Raw genomic sequence first — 15,804 nt, 5'->3', positions numbered from 1 at the left:
GAGGGCTTCGCGCGTTTGGGTTTTACGGGTGTGGGGCGCGGATGCAACCCCGCCCTATGTTCAGGGCTGGCCCCACATGTAGACGGCGAAGAAGAGGAACAGCCAGACCACGTCAACGAAGTGCCAGTACCACGCTGCCGCCTCGAAGCCGACGTGGCGTTCGGGGGTGAAGTGGCCGCGCATGGCGCGCAGCAGGCAGACGAAGAGGAAGATCGTGCCGATGATCACGTGGAAACCGTGGAAGCCGGTCGCCATGAAGAAGCTGGAGAAATACATGTCGCCGCCGAATGTCCAATCGTCATGGACCAGCAGTTCATAGTATTCGTAAGCCTGCAGCGCGGTGAAAAGCACGCCGAGGATCACCGCGATGGTCAGGCCCGAGATCAGGTCTTTGCGGTTGTTTTCATGGGCCAGCGCATGGTGCGCCCATGTCACGGCACAGCCCGACAGCAGCAGGACCAGCGTGTTGATCAGCGGCAGGTGGAAAGCGTCGACCGCGTGAATGTCGGGCTGGACGTATTCCGTGCCGACATATTCATACATCGGGTAAAGGGCCTGTTTGAAGAAGGACCAGAACCACGCGACGAAGAACATCACTTCGGACATGATGAAAAGGATGAAGCCATAGCGCAGGCCGATGCGCACCACGCCGGTGTGGTCGCCCACTTCGCTTTCCGAGACGACTTCGGCCCACCAGCCGAACATGACGTAGAGTGTGGCCACCAGACCGCCCAAGAAGACGAAGGGGGTCATCCCGTGCATCCACAGGACAGCGCCCGCCAGCATGACAAATCCGCCTACCGACCCCAGCAGCGGCCAGGTCGAGGGGGGGAGAATATGGTAGTCGTGGTTTTTTGCATGGGCCATGGTTGCGGGTCCCTCACCTTTGTTCAATCAGGTCGTTAATTGGTTGTTGTGGCGCTGTCCTGATCAAGGGCGGCATAGCCCTCGGGCAGGTCAATTTCGTAGAATGTATAGGACAGAGTGATGGTATGTACAAACTTCCCATCACGGTCTTCGACCATTTCCGGGTCGACGAAAAAGCTTACCGGCATCTGCACGCGCTCGCCTGGGGCCAGCACCTGTTCGGTAAAGCAAAAGCAGTCGATCTTCTCGAAGAAGGCCCCGGCGGTATACGGGGTGACGTTATAGCTCGCCTGCCCCGCCACCGGTTTGTCGGTCGGGTTGTACGCCTCGTAGAAAGCCAAACCGGTCTCGCCGATGCGGATCTCCATTTCGCGGACGACGGGTTTGAATTCCCACGGCATACCGTCGTTCAGGGAGCCGTCGAACCGCACCTTGACTGTCTGATCCAGCACATCGGCGCTGGCGGCAGAGACCTGACCCGGCGTGCCGCCAAAGCCGGTAACGCGGCAGAACCAGTCGTAGAACGGCACCGACGCCCAGGCGAGCCCGCCCATGAGCACCACCACGCCAACGGTTTGCATCACTGTTTTCTGAGGACCGGAAAGCGCCATTACTGTGTCACCTCGCGTTGCTCCGGGGGGAGTTCGAAATCGGTCTGGGTGATCTTGACGTAGGTCAACGCCATGATCAGTACCACGAAGGCGCCCAGCATCAGGCCCACGCCGATGTTGCGGCCGCGGCGGCGATTGTGAAGCTCATGCTCTGGTCGGATGCCCATTACCAGCCTCCCAAGCCAAAGGTGCGCAGGGCCGCTTCGCCCAGGATCGCGCCGAAGTGCAAGAAGAGATAGGCCAGCGACAGGCGGAAGAACTTGCGCTCTTCGTCATAGTCGTCACCCTCGGCCATGACCTCATCCCGCTTCCAGATGCGGTAGGCCCCCAAGAGGAAGGCCGCGTTCAGCACCAGCGCCACGGCGAAGTAGAAGATGCCGCCGATGGCAGTGAAGGCCGTGCCGATGGCCAGTGCAGCCAGAAGGACGGTGTAGACGAAGATATGCAGGCGCGTGGCCGGACGGCCATGGGTCACGGTCAGCATCGGCACCTTGGCGTCGTCGTAGTCCGAGCGCATGAAGAGCGCCAGCGCCCAGAAATGCGGCGGGGTCCACATGAAGATCAGCGCGAACATCAGCCATGCCTCGACCGAGAAGCTGCCCGTGGCCGCGACCCAGCCGATCACCGGCGGGAAAGCCCCCGCGGCACCGCCGATGACGATATTCTGCGGCGTCAGCCGTTTGAGCCACATGGTGTAGAAGACGGCGTAGAATAGGATGGTAAAGAGCAACATCCCCCCCGCCAGAAGGTTGGTCGCCAGCGCCAGCATCATCACCGACAGACCCGAGAGCGCCACGCCAAGCGTCAGCGCCTCTCCGGGTTGAACCCGGCCCGAGGGGATCGGGCGCCCGCGCGTGCGGCGCATCACCGCGTCGATATCGGCGTCCCACCACATGTTCAGCGCGCCCGAGGCTCCGCCGCCGATGGCGATGAACAAGATCGCGCAAAAGCCGATGACGGGATTGACCGAAACCGGCGCGGCCAACAGCCCTACGAAGGCCGTGAAGACGACCAACGACATGACGCGCGGTTTCAGCAGGGCGAAGTAATCCCCCAGCTGCGCGTCGTATTCACTTGTTGGCGTATTGGTGATGTCAGTCATCCCGAACCTTCCAAGGATAAACACGGGGCACGGGCCTGCGCCCTGCCCCGTGGCACTGGCTTACTTAGAGGCGACGGTCAGCGGCTGTTCGATGCCGGCATATTCCGCCTTGGCGTTGCCAAGCCATTCCGCATAGGCCTCTTCCGAAACCACTTTGACGGTGATCGGCATATAGGCGTGCGCCTGACCGCAAAGCTCGGAACACTGGCCGTAGTAGACGCCCTCCTGCTCGGCGGTGAACCACAGTTCGGCCAGACGGCCCGGCACGCCATCCTGTTTCACGCCGAAGGCGGGGATGGTCCAAGAGTGGATCACGTCGCTGGCGGTGACCTGCACGACGATGGTCTTACCCACGGGGATCACGACCGAAGTATCGGTGGCCAGCAGGAAGTCATCGCGGCTGTAGCCTTCGTCTTCAAGCTTGGCGACCATCGCGTCATTCAGCACGAAGGGTGTCACGTCCTCATCGCCATCGCCCAGCGTGGCCGGAGCGCCGATCATGTAGCTGTCAAAGGCGATCTCTTCGTCGACATATTCATAGGTCCAGTACCACTGGTTGCCGATGGCCTTGATCGTGATGTCCGCTTCGGGAATTTCCTGCTGACGGAACAGGATCGGCAGCGAATAGGCACCGATCAGCACAAGGATGAGAATCGGCCCGATGGTCCAAGCGATCTCGATCGGGGTGTGGTGGGTGAAGGACGAGGGGTTCGGGTTCCGCTTTTTGTTGTAGCGGATCATGACCCAGATGATCAGGCCGGTCACGAAGACGGTGATCGCGGCGATGATCACCAGAATCAGGTGATCCAAATCATGGATATCCCGCGCCAATTCGGTAACGGCGGGTTGAAAGCCTGTCTCGCCGTCAACAGGTCTGCCGATGACATCAAGCCCGTCAATGCGCAGGCTGTCCTGTGCCAATGCAGGCAGGGCGGCAAGGCTGGTCAAAAGACCGGAAAGGGGGAGTAGATGTTTCATATGTCGTCCTGATCTTGTGACCATTAAGAAGCCGATAAGCACCCCAAACCGCTGCTGCGATCCGGTGCCGTTGTAATCCTGGGTGCTTACAATCATATTCTGCCTACAAGATAAAGTCACATGCTTGCGTCATAGAGCCGCGCGAGACAGTTTTGTGACAGCAAGTAAGGATACCCCCGATGAGCCGCGCGCATTTCACCCCCTTCGAGGCCGATCTGGACCGAGAAACCGCTCTGAGCGTGCTGCGCGAGGCCGTGGCCGGTGCCGATGACGGCGAATTATTCCTCGAACGGCGCCGCTCTGAGGCGCTGGTTTTCGACGACGGACGCCTCAAAACCGCCAGCTATGACGCCGCCGAGGGCTTTGGCCTGCGCGCCGTGCGCGGCGAAGTCGCAGGCTACGCCCATTCGACCGAGATGAGCGAAGCGGCCCTACGCCGCGCGGCGGAAACGGCGCGGCTGGCAGTGGGCGATGGCGGTGGCACTTGGGCCGATGCCCCTCAGGCCAGCAACAAGCGGCTTTATACGGACGAAGACCCGATCGCAGGCCACGCCTTCCCGGTCAAGGTCGATACCCTGCGCGAGATCGACGCCTATGCCCGAAGCCTCGATCCCCGCGTAGTACAGGTGAGCGCCACGATCGCCGCCAGCATTCAGGAGGTCGAGATTCTTCGCCCCGAAGGGCATTCGGTGCGCGACGTGCGCCCCATGACGCGGGTCAATGTCTCGGTCATTGTCGAGCAGGATGGCCGCCGCGAGAGCGGCGGTGTCGGCGGCGGCGGGCGGATCGGGCTCGACGGTATGCTCGCCCCCGAAGACTGGCAGGCCAAGGTCCGCGAAGCCCTGCGCATCGCCTGCGTGAACCTTGAAGCCGTCCCTGCCCCCGCGGGCGTGATGGACGTGGTGCTTGGCCCCGGCTGGCCCGGCATCCTGCTCCACGAAGCCATCGGCCACGGGCTTGAGGGCGATTTCAACCGAAAGGGCTCCAGCGCCTTTGCCGGGTTGATGGGCCAACAGATCGCAGCCAAGGGCGTGACCGTGCTGGATGACGGCACGATCCCCGACCGGCGCGGCTCAATCTCTGTCGATGACGAGGGCACCCCCTCGGCGCGCAATGTGCTGATCGAAGATGGTAAGCTGGTCGGCTATATGCAGGACCGTCAGAATGGGCGGCTGATGGGCAGCGCCTCAACGGGCAACGGGCGGCGGCAGTCCTATGCGCATATCCCGATGCCGCGCATGACCAATACCTATATGCTGGGCGGCGAGGCGGCACCGGGCGATATCGTGGCTGACCTCAAGGACGGGATCTATGCCGTGGGTTTCGGCGGCGGTCAGGTCGATATCACCAATGGTAAATTCGTCTTCTCCTGCACCGAGGCCTACCGCGTGCAAAACGGCAAGATCGGCGCGCCGGTCAAAGGCGCCACGTTAATCGGCGATGGGGCCACGGCCTTGCAAAAGATCCGCGCCATCGGCAATGACCCGACGCTAGACCCCGGCATGGGCAACTGTGGCAAACAGGGGCAATGGGTGCCGGTGGGTGTGGGCCAGCCCACTTTGATGATCGGCGGGCTGACTGTCGGCGGCGCTGCGACCTGACGGCACGCTGGGGTTGAATCAAATACGCGGGGAAATGTTCATAGGTTGTTAAGCACTAAATCCTATACCTGATTCTGCAACGGACGGAGTTTCGGGATGACTGACAAGGACCTACATCCTTCTTCCACTCACCCCCCACTCCCACCCACCCAGGAAGATGAACAGTTTGCCCGGCTTCGTCTGTTGCGCTCTCGCCGCGTGGGTATTTCGACCTATCGGCGCCTGCTGGATGAACATGGCTCTGCCCAAGAGGCGCTGAAGGCGCTCCCGGAAGTCGCGCGTGCCGCCGGGATATCAGACTACCGCATCTGCCCCGAAGGGGTGGTTCAGGCGGAACTCAACGCCGCCCGCCGCGACGGGGCCCGGCTACTGGTCGAGGGGGAGGCACCCTACCCGCGCCTGCTCGGCGACCTCCCCGATGCGCCGCCCTTCCTATGGCTGATCGGCGACCCGGCATTGCTGGCCCGTCCGATGATCTCCCTCGTGGGCGCGCGAAACGCCTCTTCGCTTGGTCTACGCATGGCCCGCAGCCTCGCCGCCGAATTGGGGGAAGCTGATTTTGTCGTCGTCTCCGGACTAGCCCGGGGGATCGACGCGGCGGCGCATGAGGCCGCATTGCCCCGCGGCACCATCGCCGTGCAGGCGGGCGGGGTCGACATTATATACCCTAATGAGAACACTGCGCTGGCCCGTCAAATTGCCGCGCAGGGGCTGCGGCTGTCAGAGCAACCGATGGGGCTGCAACCGATGGCCCGGCACTTCCCCCGCCGCAATCGCATCATCTCGGGCCTGAGCCGCGCGACGGTGGTGGTTGAGGCGGCGGCCCGCTCGGGCAGTTTAATCACCGCTCGCGACGCTCTCGATCAGGGCCGTGACGTGCTGGCGGTCCCCGGCCACCCGATGGACGCCCGCGCGGCAGGCTGCAACATGCTGATCCGCGACGGCGCGGTGCTGGTGCGCTCTGCCGCGGATGTGTTGGAGGTTTTGCCGGATGAGAAAACTCAGCCCCCGCTACCCCGCAGCAAGCCCCCCGCGGCCCCGCGCCCGGAAACGCCGCCGCGAAACCAAAGCCCTGTCGCGAAGCTCCATGCGCAGATCCTCTCTCGTCTCGGCCATGCGCCGGTTGCGGAGGATCAATTGATCCGCGACCTGCAAGTGCCCAGCAGCGATGTCGCCCCCGCGCTCCTCGATCTTGAGATGGAGGGGGAAATTCAGCGCCAACCCGGCGGGCTGCTCAGCCGCTCTGCCTGATGCCGCGAAGGAGCGCGGCCCGGTCAAAGCGCCGCGAAACCCGGGACCAACCGCGCGGCACTTGGTCGGGCCAATCAAGCCTCGAATGCCGACCGTCAATGGCGCCGAAACGGCCCATCCGGCCCGCGAAACCGCTGCGCCGCAAACCCGTGATACGCAGCAGCTGCATTGACAAACACCCCTGCAATCCCACATGAGACAGCGCAAAGCCGCCCCCGTTTTTGATCTAAGGTGCCTGTATTTATGCCCGTCGTCGTCGTCGAATCCCCAGCCAAGGCCAAAACGATCAACAAATATCTGGGCGACGATTACACCGTTCTCGCCTCTTACGGCCACGTCCGCGACCTGCCGCCAAAAGACGGCTCGGTGGATACCGACGCCGATTTCGACATGAAATGGGAGGTCGCCAGCGACAGCAAGAAACACGTCAAAGCCATCGCCGATGCGCTGGCCCAAGACAACGCATTGATCCTCGCGACTGACCCCGACCGCGAGGGTGAGGCGATCAGCTGGCACCTGCAAGAGGCGCTGACCAAGCGCAAATCGATCAAGAAAGACACGCCCGTCAGCCGCGTGGTCTTCAACCAGATCACCCAGAAGGCGGTGACCGAGGCGATGCAGAACCCGCGTCAGGTCGACATGCCGCTGGTAGAGGCCTACCTCGCCCGACGCGCGCTGGACTATCTGGTGGGGTTCAACCTCTCCCCCGTGCTCTGGCGCAAGCTGCCGGGCGCCAAGTCTGCGGGCCGCGTGCAATCGGTCACCCTGCGCCTCATCGTCGAGCGCGAGATGGAGATCGAGGCTTTCCGCGCCCGTGAGTATTGGTCGGTAAAGGCGCTGCTCGCCACCCCGCGCGGGCAGGAGTTCGAAGCCCGCCTTATCTCGCTCGCCGGAAACAAGCTGGAACGCTTCGATCTCGCCGATGCCACGCAGGCCGAAATGGCGGTGCAGGCGATCACCTCCCGCGCGCTGAAGGTGATGAACGTCGAGGCGAAACCGGCGAGCCGCAACCCTTCGGCCCCCTTCATGACCTCGACCCTGCAACAGGAGGCCAGCCGCAAGTTTTCGATGGGCGCACGCCAGACCATGTCGACCGCACAGCGCCTCTATGAGGCCGGCCACATCACCTACATGCGAACCGACGGCATCGACATGGCGCCAGAGGCCGTCTCGATGGCGCGCGATGCGATCAAGGACCGGTTTGGCGCGGATTATGTCCCGAAAGAGCCGCGCATCTACAAGAACAAGGCGAAGAACGCGCAGGAAGCCCACGAATGTATCCGCCCGACGGATATGACCAAGGACGCCAAGGCGCTGAAGCTCGATGCCGATCAGGCGAAACTCTATGACCTGATCTGGAAACGCACGCTGGCATGCCAGATGGAAAGCGCGCGTCTTGAGCGCACCACCGTGGAGATCGGCAGCGATGACGCGCAGGTGGGTCTGCGTGCCAACGGTCAGGTCGTGTTGTTTGATGGCTTCCTGAAGGTCTACGAGGAAGGCCGCGACGATGTCGTCGACGAGGACGACAAACGCCTGCCCCAGATCAGCCAAGGCGACGCGATGGACAAGCGCAGCGTCACGCCCGAGCAACATTTCACCCAGCCCCCGCCGCGCTACACCGAGGCGACGCTGGTCAAGAAGATGGAAGAGCTCGGCATCGGCCGCCCCTCGACCTATGCCAGCATCGTCACCACGATTCAGGACCGCGAATATGTTCGCAAGGATGGCAACCGCCTGATCCCCGAGGACAAGGGCCGTCTGGTGACCGCCTTCCTTGAGAATTATTTCCGCCGCTACATCGGCTATGACTTCACCGCCGATCTGGAGGATCAACTCGACAAGGTCAGCGCCGGGGATGCCGCCTATAAAGAAGTGCTGCGCCGCTTCTGGCGCGATTTCTCGGCCGCCATCGCGGAGACGTCGGAGCTGCGCATCACCGAGGTGCTGGAAAAGATCAACGAGGTACTGGAGCCGCATCTCTTCCCGCCCACCGAAGACGGCAGTGACCCGCGGCTTTGCCCCAATTGCGAGATTGGCCGCCTGTCGATGCGCACCGCGCGCTCAGGCGGTGCCTTCATCGGCTGTTCGAACTACCCCGAATGCCGCTATACCCGCCCCTTCGGCCCACCAGACCCGGAGGCCGAAGCCTCCGCCATTCCGCCCGACGGCAAGCTGCTGGGTGAGGATCAGGGCGACGAAATTCGCGTTTTCAAGGGTCGCTTCGGGCCTTACGTCCAGCGCGGCCCGGTGACGGAAGAGAACAAGAAACCCCCGCGCCAGTCGATCCCCAAGGATTGGGTGCCCGAGGATCTGACGCTGGAACAGGGCGTGATGCTCCTGTCGCTCCCGCGTGAGATCGGCCCCCACCCCGAGGATGGCGTCATGGTCTGGGCCAACATCGGGCGCTATGGGCCTTACATCAAGCACGCCGAAAGCACCTCGCATCGGGGCGGCACCAATGCCAATCTCGAAGGCATCGATGAGGTTTGGACCGTCGGCATGAACCGCGCGGTGCAGTTGTTGGCCGAGAAAGTCGCCAGCCGCGGTGGCCGGGGCAAGGCCGCGAAACCGATCCGCGAGATGGGCGAGCACCCGGATATGGGCGGCGCGGTCAACGTCATGGAGGGCAAATACGGGCCTTATGTGAAATGGGAAAAGGTGAACGCCACGATCCCGAAAGAGATCGAACCGGCAGACCTGACCATGGAGCGCGCGGTGGAGCTGATCGAAGAGAAGCTCGCCAAATCCCCCGCCAAACGCAAAGCGGCGACGAAGAAGGCACCGGCCAAGAAGACGGCAGCCAAAAAGCCCGGGGCGAAAAAGACGGCCACCAAGAAGGCTCCGGCAAAAACGGAGGCCAAGAAACCCGCGGCCAAGAAAACAACCGCGAAAAAAGCCGACAGCGCGTAAGCCGCGCCTAGGCACAGCAACCGCGCCGGGGGATCGGCGCGGTTCCGCCTGTGGCCTGCCTTTATATCCAGCATCATGAATATGTGATTTGCCATTCCCCTTCGATTTTCGGATCAGGGGCGGCGGCAAGACCACTATGAAAGGCAGATCAATGTCAGGCATGAAATTCACCCGGCGCGGGCTGATCGCCGCAAGCGGCGCGGCGCTGATGACGCCGCAGATCCTGCGTGCGCAGGAACCCGGCCAAGCGCCCCGCGAATATTCCGCCGAACCTCCGGTGTCGCGCAACACGTCGAGCTTTGCCACCCAGCGTTGGCAGGACCATTTCGACAGCCTTGGCAAAGGCGCGATCGTGGCGGACACCACCAGCCGCGCCCTGCATTACTGGAGCGCGGACGGCCAGACCTACAAGGTCTACCCCACCTCGGTGCCCGCCACCGAAGAGTTGACCAAGCGCGGCTATACCGAAATTGTGCGCAAGAAAGTCGGCCCTGATTGGACGCCCACCGCCTCCATGATGGAGCGTTTCCCGCATTACAAATACATGCCGCCGGGCCCGGACAATCCGCTCGGCACCCATGCGATGTATCTTAGCTGGCCTGCCTATATCATCCACGGCACCCATGACACGCGCAAGATCGGGCGGCGGTCTTCGGACGGCTGCATCGGGCTTTACAACGAGAAGATCGAAGAGCTTTTCGGCCTCTGCCCCGTGGGCACGCAGGTGCGCATCATCTGACCTTCCGGGCGGCCTTTCCTGCGTAGCACCACGTAATTGACACTGCCACGACGCAGGGTCACATATGGCGCAGCGAAACTGTAGGGAGGTCGCCCGTGAACAAAATCTATGGATCCGCCGCCGAGGCGCTGGAAGGCGTTCTATCGGACGGCATGCTGATCGCCGCCGGGGGCTTTGGCCTTTGCGGCATTCCGGAATTGCTGTTGCAGGCGATCAAGGAAAACGGGGCCAAAGACCTCACCTTTGCGTCGAACAATGCGGGCGTCGATGACTTCGGCATCGGCATTCTGCTGCAATCGCGGCAGGTGAAAAAGATGATCTCCTCCTATGTGGGGGAGAATGCCGAATTCATGCGCCAGTATCTGTCGGGCGAACTGGAATTGGAATTCAACCCCCAGGGCACCTTGGCCGAGCGCATGCGCGCCGGTGGTGCGGGCATCCCCGGCTTCTACACCAAGACCGGCGTCGGCACCCAGATCGCCGAGGGCAAGGAAGTGAAACAGTTCCACGGTGAGGATTACATCCTCGAAGAGGGCATCTTTGCCGATCTGTCGATCGTGAAAGCGTGGAAGGCCGATGACACCGGCAACCTCGTCTTCCGCAAGACCGCGCGCAACTTCAACCCGCCGGCGGCCATGTGCGGCAAGGTCTGCATCGTCGAAGTCGAAGAGATCGTCCCCCGCGGCAGCCTCGACCCCGACCACATCCACCTGCCGGGCATCTATGTGCATCGCATCATTCAAGGCGAGCACGAAAAACGCATCGAGAAGGTCACGACACGCAAGCGGGAGGACGCATAATGCCTTGGGATAGAGATCAGATGGCGGCGCGGGCCGCAGAGGAACTCGAAGACGGCATGTATGTGAACCTCGGCATCGGTATTCCGACGCTGGTGGCGAATTACGTCGGCGACAAGGACATTACCCTTCAGTCCGAGAACGGCATGCTGGGCATGGGCCCCTTCCCCTACGAGGGCGAGGAAGACCCAGACCTGATCAACGCCGGCAAGCAGACCATCACCGAGCTGAGCCGCACCGCCTATTTCGACAGCGCCATGTCCTTCGGCATGATCCGCGGCGGCAAGATCGCGGCGGCGATCCTCGGCGCCATGGAAGTGGCTGAGAACGGCGATCTGGCGAACTGGATGATCCCCGGCAAGCTCGTCAAGGGCATGGGCGGCGCGATGGACCTCGTGGCCGGTGTCCGCAAGGTCATCGTCGTGATGGACCACCAGAACAAGGCCGGTGACTCGAAGGTCTTGAAAGAATGTACCCTGCCGCTGACCGGCAAGGGTGTGGTCGACCGGATCATCACCAACCTCGGTGTGCTCGATGTGGTCGAAGGTGGCTTGAAAATCGTCGAATGCGCCGATGGCGTGACCGAGGAAGAGCTGCGCGCCGCGACCCAAGCGACCATCGTATGAAAATTCAGCCCTCGGCGGCTTCCGCCGGGGGCATGCCCGTCGCGATCAGTTCATCGCGGCAAAGACGCAGCCATCGCTGATCAGTTCCGGCGGGGTCAGGCAAAGCCCCTGCGCCACTTGGAACGCCGCCAGCACCTTGGGCACATAGTCGCGCGTCTCAGCAAAAGGCGGCACGCCCGCATGCTTGCGCACCGACCCCTCACCCGCGTTATAACCCGCCAGCACGAGAATCGGATCGCGGTCGAACTCCCCCATCAGCCAGTCGAGGTATTTGACCCCGCCTGAGATATTCTCGGCCGCGATCATACTGTCGCGCACGCCAAAACGGGCGGCGGTATCGGGCATCAGTTGCATCAGGCCAGCCGCCCCCGCCCGGCTCACCGCATCGGCCCGGCCTGCTGATTCCACGCTGATCACCGCCAACACGAGCGCCGGAGAGACCTTGGTGCCCACGGTGGCGCGCAAGATGTCCACCCCATTGCTGCGCGCGATATCTTGCAAATGTTGCAGGCGCGGTGCGGGCACTTTGCCGTTGGAAAGTGCTGCCATCGCGGGGGCCAACCGCCCTGCCCCGCCCCTATCCGCCGCGGGAGAGACCTTTTCCCAGAACCAATCGAACTGCCCCGCGTTCAATGGCGCAATCGCACCGCTCGGCGTCGCAGCCACGGCGGGCCCTGCCTCCACCTCCGCAGCCGCGGCGGCGCGGGCTGCCGGATCAATTTGCACGGTGATGCGTTTGGCCCCCTTCTTGGGCGGGGCGACTCGCTTCGCGGAAAACTCAGGAAAGGGTTTCGGTCCCTCCGCCACGGCGGCAGGGGCCATGAGGGCCGTGACCAGCGAGATTGCCATTATGCGATACATGCCTGCTCTACCTTGCGTCTGACGCGCCTTTGATCGGCAATATCACATGAATCGCGGAATCGGACCAGCGTTCGGTGCGGGGATCATGGCGATTTCGCCGCAATTACGAAGTCCGGCGATGGAAAAGCGCCGCCGCAAGGTTCGGCGAAAGAATAAAACGCAATCTAAACAGTGCGTTAGTGAATTTTCACAAGAAAAGGGCGAAGGGTCTGAAAAAGGCACGTTTGCTGCCAAATTCGCGCCCCAATCTGACGGCTATATAGGGTCATACCAAGTCGGACAGCTTCAAATGAGAGAGCGAGGCAAACCGGACGGCGAGGTTAAGACCTTTTACTCAGTGATCCTTGGAGGGACATGACATGATGAACTTTATCAAAAACTTCCGCAAAGACGAAGACGGTGCCGTGACAGTTGACTGGGTCGTTCTGACCGCTGCGATCGTTGGCTTGGCTATTGTTGCGTTCAACACCATCGGCAACAGCGCACAAACAATGGCGAACAATATCTCTGACGACATCTCTGATTTCGAGACCACCGCTACGCGCACTTCCCAAGACTAATGTAGCTGCAAGAGGCTACATGCTTCTAATAGGGGCCGTCTTCTGTGAGAATGCGGCCCTTTTTCACGCCATAGGTCTGCGATCGGCAGGAGCTTCCAGTGTACAACTTCCTTAAGAGTTTCTCGAACGATCAGAGCGGTGCTATCAGCGTGGAATGGGTCGCCCTGACCGGCGGACTGGTGGGCCTAGCAATTTTGGTACTTGGGTTATTTTCCGATAGCATTGACGTGCTGCTCGAGTACATCCGGGTTAAACTCAGCACCTAGCGTCAAATCTGCCCCCCCATGCCAAACTCCTCCCCCTCGCCCCCGCACAGACCAATTCTCGCCATAATCGGCAGCTAATTTGCCGGGGTGATCAAAGCGAGCCGAGATTCGCTTCCATAGCAAAGAGGTAACATCATGCGAGCCGTATTTGGATTGGTTCTTTTGGTAGGTGTCGCACTTGCCGGCGGGGCCGTTTATCTGGCGAAAGACCGGATTTCACAGTATCAAGCCGCCAACGCGCAAGCCCAAGCCGCGCTGGCGCAGGTCGTGCCGACGAAAACTGTTTGGGTGGCCGACAAGCCTTTGAAATACGGACAGCCCCTTACCCGCGAAGACGTTCGCGCCGTGAAATGGCCAGAGAATGCCATTCCCGAAGGTACATTCTTCGAAGAAACCGTATTGTTCCCTGAGAACACCAAAGAACAACGCATCGTGCTGCGCAACATCGAGAAAGATGAAGCGATCATGGCCGTCAAGGTGACCGAGCCGGGCGAAGATTCCGGTCTCACCTCCCGTTTGGCCCGCGGCACGCGTGCCTTCACCATCAAAGTCGACGTCTCTAGCGGCGTTTCGGGCTTCCTGCGTCCCGGCGACCGGGTGGATGTCTATTGGACGGGCCGCGTGAACGTGGGTAACCAATCCAGCAACGGCGATGTGACCAAGCTGATCGAATCTGGCGTGCAACTGATCGCCATCGACCAGAGCGCCGATGCGCTGGTGATGGAAGAAGCCTCGATCGCCAAGACAGTGACAGTGGCCGTGAAGCCGCAACAGGTGGCCGCCCTCGCCCAAGCGCAATCGACCGGCAAACTCTCCCTCGCTCTCGTCGGCACGAATGACGACACCGTGGCCGAAGCCATCGAAGTCGACCAACGCTCGCTTCTGGGAATCGAGGCGCAAGAGACCATCGCCGAAGTAACCAAGGAAAAGGTTTGCACGATCCGCACCCGCCGCGGGGCCGAGGTGGTCGAACTGCCGATCCCTTGCACAAACTGACCTGAAAACAACCTCTTGCTAAGTTAATGAAGGCGCCGCACCCCCATGCGGCGTCTTTCCTTTTTGCAGCTATGTTGCGCATAGCCCACATGCACAGCGCCCGCGAAGAGCTTGATTCTTGCAATAAATTTGGAATTGCCGCAGAGTGTTGCCAAACGAGGGCAAAAAGACCCATCCCGAGGCGTGATCAAAAAGGCAGGTCACATGAAAATCGATAGATTTCTGAAAGCGGCCCTGCTGGGGCTGACACTGGGCGCAATGCCGATGGCATTGACCCTGCCCAGTTCAGCTGGCGCCGATACGCTGCGCGTTGTCAAACGCGGCACTAATTCCAGCCTCGACGTCCCGATGAACCGCGCCGTGGTGGTGGAAAGCGACATTCCCTTCGCGGAACTCAGCATCGCCAACCCCGGCATCGCGGATATTTCCTCTCTGTCTGACCGCACGATCTATGTGTTGGGCAAATCGCCGGGGCTGACCACGCTCACGCTGCTCGACGCGGCGGGACAGCTGATCACCAATGTCGATGTCCGCGTCGCGGCGGATGTCTCTGAATTCAAAGAACGGCTGCGTCAAATCCTGCCGGGTGAGAAGATCGAAGTGCGCACCGCCAATGACGGTATCGTGCTGTCGGGCATTGTCTCTTCCACACAGCGGCTGCAACGCGCGCTCGATCTGGCCGAACGCTACGCTCCCGAACGGGTCAGCAACCTGATGAGCGTGGGCGGCATTCAGCAGGTCATGATGAAGGTTCGTTTTGCCGAGATGCAGCGCAATGTGTCGAAATCGCTCGGCTCCTCGCTGGCAATCAACGGCGGCTCCGATTTCAGCGCGGGCACCGGCAGCACCAATACGTCAGGCGGGGTCGCGACATCGCTTGGTGGGTCGATCCCGTCGGCAAACCAGAACGCGGGCGCGGTGCTTTTCGGTTTCAACGCAGGCTCTACCCAAGTGGGCATCCTATTGGAAGCATTGGAAGAAAAAGGCGTCGTCCGGTTCTTGGCAGAGCCGAACCTCGTGGCGCTTTCGGGGCAAGAGGCCAAGTTCCTCGCCGGGGGCGAGTACCCGATCCCGGTCGCCCAAACCAGTGATACGGTGTCGGTGGAGTTCAAACCCTTCGGCGTAGAACTCGCCTTTATCCCGCGCGTCGTGGACAAGGATATCATCAACCTTGAGATGAACGCCGCCGTTTCGGCCATCGACGCAAGCAACAGCATTTCATTGGGCAACGGCATCGAGATTTCCGCCTTCACCCGGCGCGAAACCTCGACCACGGTCGAGATGCGTGACGGGGAAAGCTTTGCCATCGCGGGCCTTTTGACCGACGACTTCACCGACAGCACGCGGCAACTGCCGTGGATCGGCGATGTGCCGGTGCTGGGCGCGCTGTTCCGTTCGGCAGATTACCAGCGCAGCCAGACCGAACTGGTCATCATCGTCACCGCCCATCTGGTCACCCCGACCCGTGGCGAAGCGCTGGCCCTGCCCACGGACCGCATCAAGCCGCCCTCTGAGAAAGACCTGTTCCTGCACGGGCGCACGGCGGATGGCACCCGCACCCCCAGCCGGGGTGCTGCGGGTGAAGTGGCCAAGCAGGACTTCCGCGGTTCCTACGGTTATGTACTGGATTGATCCG

At 61.7% G+C, this 15,804-nt stretch carries 16 protein-coding genes; 10 read left to right on the top strand and 6 right to left on the bottom strand.

Features of this window, described 5'->3' with window-relative positions:
- Positions 1–60: 60 nt before the first annotated feature.
- Genes HKX24_RS05130 through coxB form a run of 5 tightly spaced genes read right to left on the bottom strand, consistent with a single transcriptional unit; the run spans position 61 to position 3,558 of the window.
- Entirely contained in the window at positions 61–867 is an 807-nt protein-coding gene (locus HKX24_RS05130; RefSeq protein WP_271688018.1) for a cytochrome c oxidase subunit 3, read from the bottom strand.
- Between the two features lie 35 nt (positions 868–902).
- Entirely contained in the window at positions 903–1,478 is a 576-nt protein-coding gene (locus HKX24_RS05125; RefSeq protein WP_271693181.1) for a cytochrome c oxidase assembly protein, read from the bottom strand.
- Positions 1,478–1,645, bottom strand: coding sequence for a cytochrome C oxidase assembly protein (locus tag HKX24_RS05120; RefSeq protein WP_271688021.1), 168 nt, complete (start codon positions 1,643–1,645; stop codon positions 1,478–1,480). The genes HKX24_RS05125 and HKX24_RS05120 overlap by 1 nt, the downstream gene beginning before the upstream one ends.
- Positions 1,645–2,580, bottom strand: coding sequence for a heme o synthase (gene cyoE, locus HKX24_RS05115; protein WP_271693180.1), 936 nt, complete (start codon positions 2,578–2,580; stop codon positions 1,645–1,647). The genes HKX24_RS05120 and cyoE overlap by 1 nt, the downstream gene beginning before the upstream one ends.
- A 60-nt stretch (positions 2,581–2,640) precedes the next feature.
- Complete coding sequence (gene coxB / locus HKX24_RS05110; protein WP_276153844.1) at positions 2,641–3,558, bottom strand: cytochrome c oxidase subunit II; 918 nt, start codon at positions 3,556–3,558, stop codon at positions 2,641–2,643.
- 179 nt (positions 3,559–3,737) lie between these two features.
- Here coxB and tldD point away from each other — a divergent pair, with 179 nt between their 5' ends.
- The 6 genes from tldD to HKX24_RS05080 all read left to right on the top strand — a co-directional run bounded on the left by tldD (position 3,738) and on the right by HKX24_RS05080 (position 11,485).
- Positions 3,738–5,159: a metalloprotease TldD gene (gene tldD / locus HKX24_RS05105; RefSeq protein WP_271693176.1), complete on the top strand. Its 1,422-nt coding sequence runs from the start codon at positions 3,738–3,740 to the stop codon at positions 5,157–5,159.
- A gap of 96 nt (positions 5,160–5,255) precedes the next feature.
- Entirely contained in the window at positions 5,256–6,410 is a 1,155-nt protein-coding gene (gene dprA, locus HKX24_RS05100; protein WP_271693174.1) for a DNA-processing protein DprA, read from the top strand.
- A 243-nt stretch (positions 6,411–6,653) separates the two neighbouring features.
- Positions 6,654–9,323 (top strand): type I DNA topoisomerase, encoded by a 2,670-nt coding sequence (gene topA / locus HKX24_RS05095; RefSeq protein WP_271693797.1) that lies wholly within the window; start codon positions 6,654–6,656, stop codon positions 9,321–9,323.
- A gap of 151 nt (positions 9,324–9,474) precedes the next feature.
- The gene (locus HKX24_RS05090) at positions 9,475–10,062 is read left to right on the top strand and encodes a L,D-transpeptidase (protein WP_271693172.1); all 588 of its coding nucleotides are present in this window, start codon (positions 9,475–9,477) and stop codon (positions 10,060–10,062) included.
- A gap of 95 nt (positions 10,063–10,157) precedes the next feature.
- Positions 10,158–10,862 (top strand): CoA transferase subunit A, encoded by a 705-nt coding sequence (locus HKX24_RS05085; RefSeq protein WP_067267259.1) that lies wholly within the window; start codon positions 10,158–10,160, stop codon positions 10,860–10,862.
- Positions 10,862–11,485, top strand: coding sequence for a CoA transferase subunit B (locus tag HKX24_RS05080; RefSeq protein WP_271688030.1), 624 nt, complete (start codon positions 10,862–10,864; stop codon positions 11,483–11,485). Before HKX24_RS05085 ends, HKX24_RS05080 begins: the two co-directional genes overlap by 1 nt.
- 45 nt (positions 11,486–11,530) lie before the next feature.
- On the opposite strand, the gene HKX24_RS05075 is transcribed toward HKX24_RS05080, so the two are convergent.
- On the bottom strand, positions 11,531–12,334 hold the full coding sequence (locus HKX24_RS05075) for a lytic transglycosylase domain-containing protein (RefSeq protein WP_271693796.1): 804 nt from the start codon (positions 12,332–12,334) through the stop codon (positions 11,531–11,533).
- Between the two features lie 58 nt (positions 12,335–12,392).
- On the opposite strand from HKX24_RS05075, the gene HKX24_RS05070 reads away from it, so the two are divergent.
- From HKX24_RS05070 to HKX24_RS05055, 4 genes are all read left to right on the top strand, one after another.
- Positions 12,393–12,704, top strand: a complete 312-nt coding sequence (locus tag HKX24_RS05070; RefSeq protein WP_271693170.1) for a hypothetical protein — start codon at positions 12,393–12,395, stop codon at positions 12,702–12,704.
- 1 nt (position 12,705) lies between these two features.
- Positions 12,706–12,906, top strand: coding sequence for a hypothetical protein (locus tag HKX24_RS05065; protein WP_271693169.1), 201 nt, complete (start codon positions 12,706–12,708; stop codon positions 12,904–12,906).
- Positions 12,907–13,307: 401 nt separating this feature from the next.
- Positions 13,308–14,168, top strand: coding sequence for a Flp pilus assembly protein CpaB (gene cpaB / locus HKX24_RS05060; RefSeq protein ID WP_271688033.1), 861 nt, complete (start codon positions 13,308–13,310; stop codon positions 14,166–14,168).
- A 204-nt stretch (positions 14,169–14,372) separates the two neighbouring features.
- Entirely contained in the window at positions 14,373–15,800 is a 1,428-nt protein-coding gene (locus tag HKX24_RS05055) for a type II and III secretion system protein family protein (RefSeq protein ID WP_067267251.1), read from the top strand.
- Positions 15,801–15,804 lie beyond the last annotated feature (4 nt).

The sequence above is a fragment of the Sulfitobacter sp. M85 genome (assembly GCF_029285915.1).
GTDB classification, from domain to species: Bacteria; Pseudomonadota; Alphaproteobacteria; order Rhodobacterales; family Rhodobacteraceae; genus Sulfitobacter; species Sulfitobacter faviae.
Note: the sequence above shows the minus strand (reverse complement) of the source record. Positions and strands in the feature narration are given on the sequence as shown.

Excerpts from the sequence above, each read along its gene's own strand:
- HKX24_RS05130 (WP_271688018.1), bottom strand. The coding sequence starts at position 867 with ATGGCCCATGCAAAAAACCACGACTACCATATTCTCCCCCCCTCGACC.
- HKX24_RS05125 (WP_271693181.1), bottom strand. The coding sequence starts at position 1,478 with ATGGCGCTTTCCGGTCCTCAGAAAACAGTGATGCAAACCGTTGGCGTG.
- HKX24_RS05120 (WP_271688021.1), bottom strand. The coding sequence starts at position 1,645 with ATGGGCATCCGACCAGAGCATGAGCTTCACAATCGCCGCCGCGGCCGC.
- cyoE (WP_271693180.1), bottom strand. The coding sequence starts at position 2,580 with ATGACTGACATCACCAATACGCCAACAAGTGAATACGACGCGCAGCTG.
- coxB (WP_276153844.1), bottom strand. The coding sequence starts at position 3,558 with ATGAAACATCTACTCCCCCTTTCCGGTCTTTTGACCAGCCTTGCCGCC.
- tldD (WP_271693176.1), top strand. The coding sequence starts at position 3,738 with ATGAGCCGCGCGCATTTCACCCCCTTCGAGGCCGATCTGGACCGAGAA.
- dprA (WP_271693174.1), top strand. The coding sequence starts at position 5,256 with ATGACTGACAAGGACCTACATCCTTCTTCCACTCACCCCCCACTCCCA.
- topA (WP_271693797.1), top strand. The coding sequence starts at position 6,654 with ATGCCCGTCGTCGTCGTCGAATCCCCAGCCAAGGCCAAAACGATCAAC.
- HKX24_RS05090 (WP_271693172.1), top strand. The coding sequence starts at position 9,475 with ATGTCAGGCATGAAATTCACCCGGCGCGGGCTGATCGCCGCAAGCGGC.
- HKX24_RS05080 (WP_271688030.1), top strand. The coding sequence starts at position 10,862 with ATGCCTTGGGATAGAGATCAGATGGCGGCGCGGGCCGCAGAGGAACTC.
- HKX24_RS05075 (WP_271693796.1), bottom strand. The coding sequence starts at position 12,334 with ATGGCAATCTCGCTGGTCACGGCCCTCATGGCCCCTGCCGCCGTGGCG.
- HKX24_RS05070 (WP_271693170.1), top strand. The coding sequence starts at position 12,393 with ATGAATCGCGGAATCGGACCAGCGTTCGGTGCGGGGATCATGGCGATT.
- HKX24_RS05065 (WP_271693169.1), top strand. The coding sequence starts at position 12,706 with ATGATGAACTTTATCAAAAACTTCCGCAAAGACGAAGACGGTGCCGTG.
- cpaB (WP_271688033.1), top strand. The coding sequence starts at position 13,308 with ATGCGAGCCGTATTTGGATTGGTTCTTTTGGTAGGTGTCGCACTTGCC.
- HKX24_RS05055 (WP_067267251.1), top strand. The coding sequence starts at position 14,373 with ATGAAAATCGATAGATTTCTGAAAGCGGCCCTGCTGGGGCTGACACTG.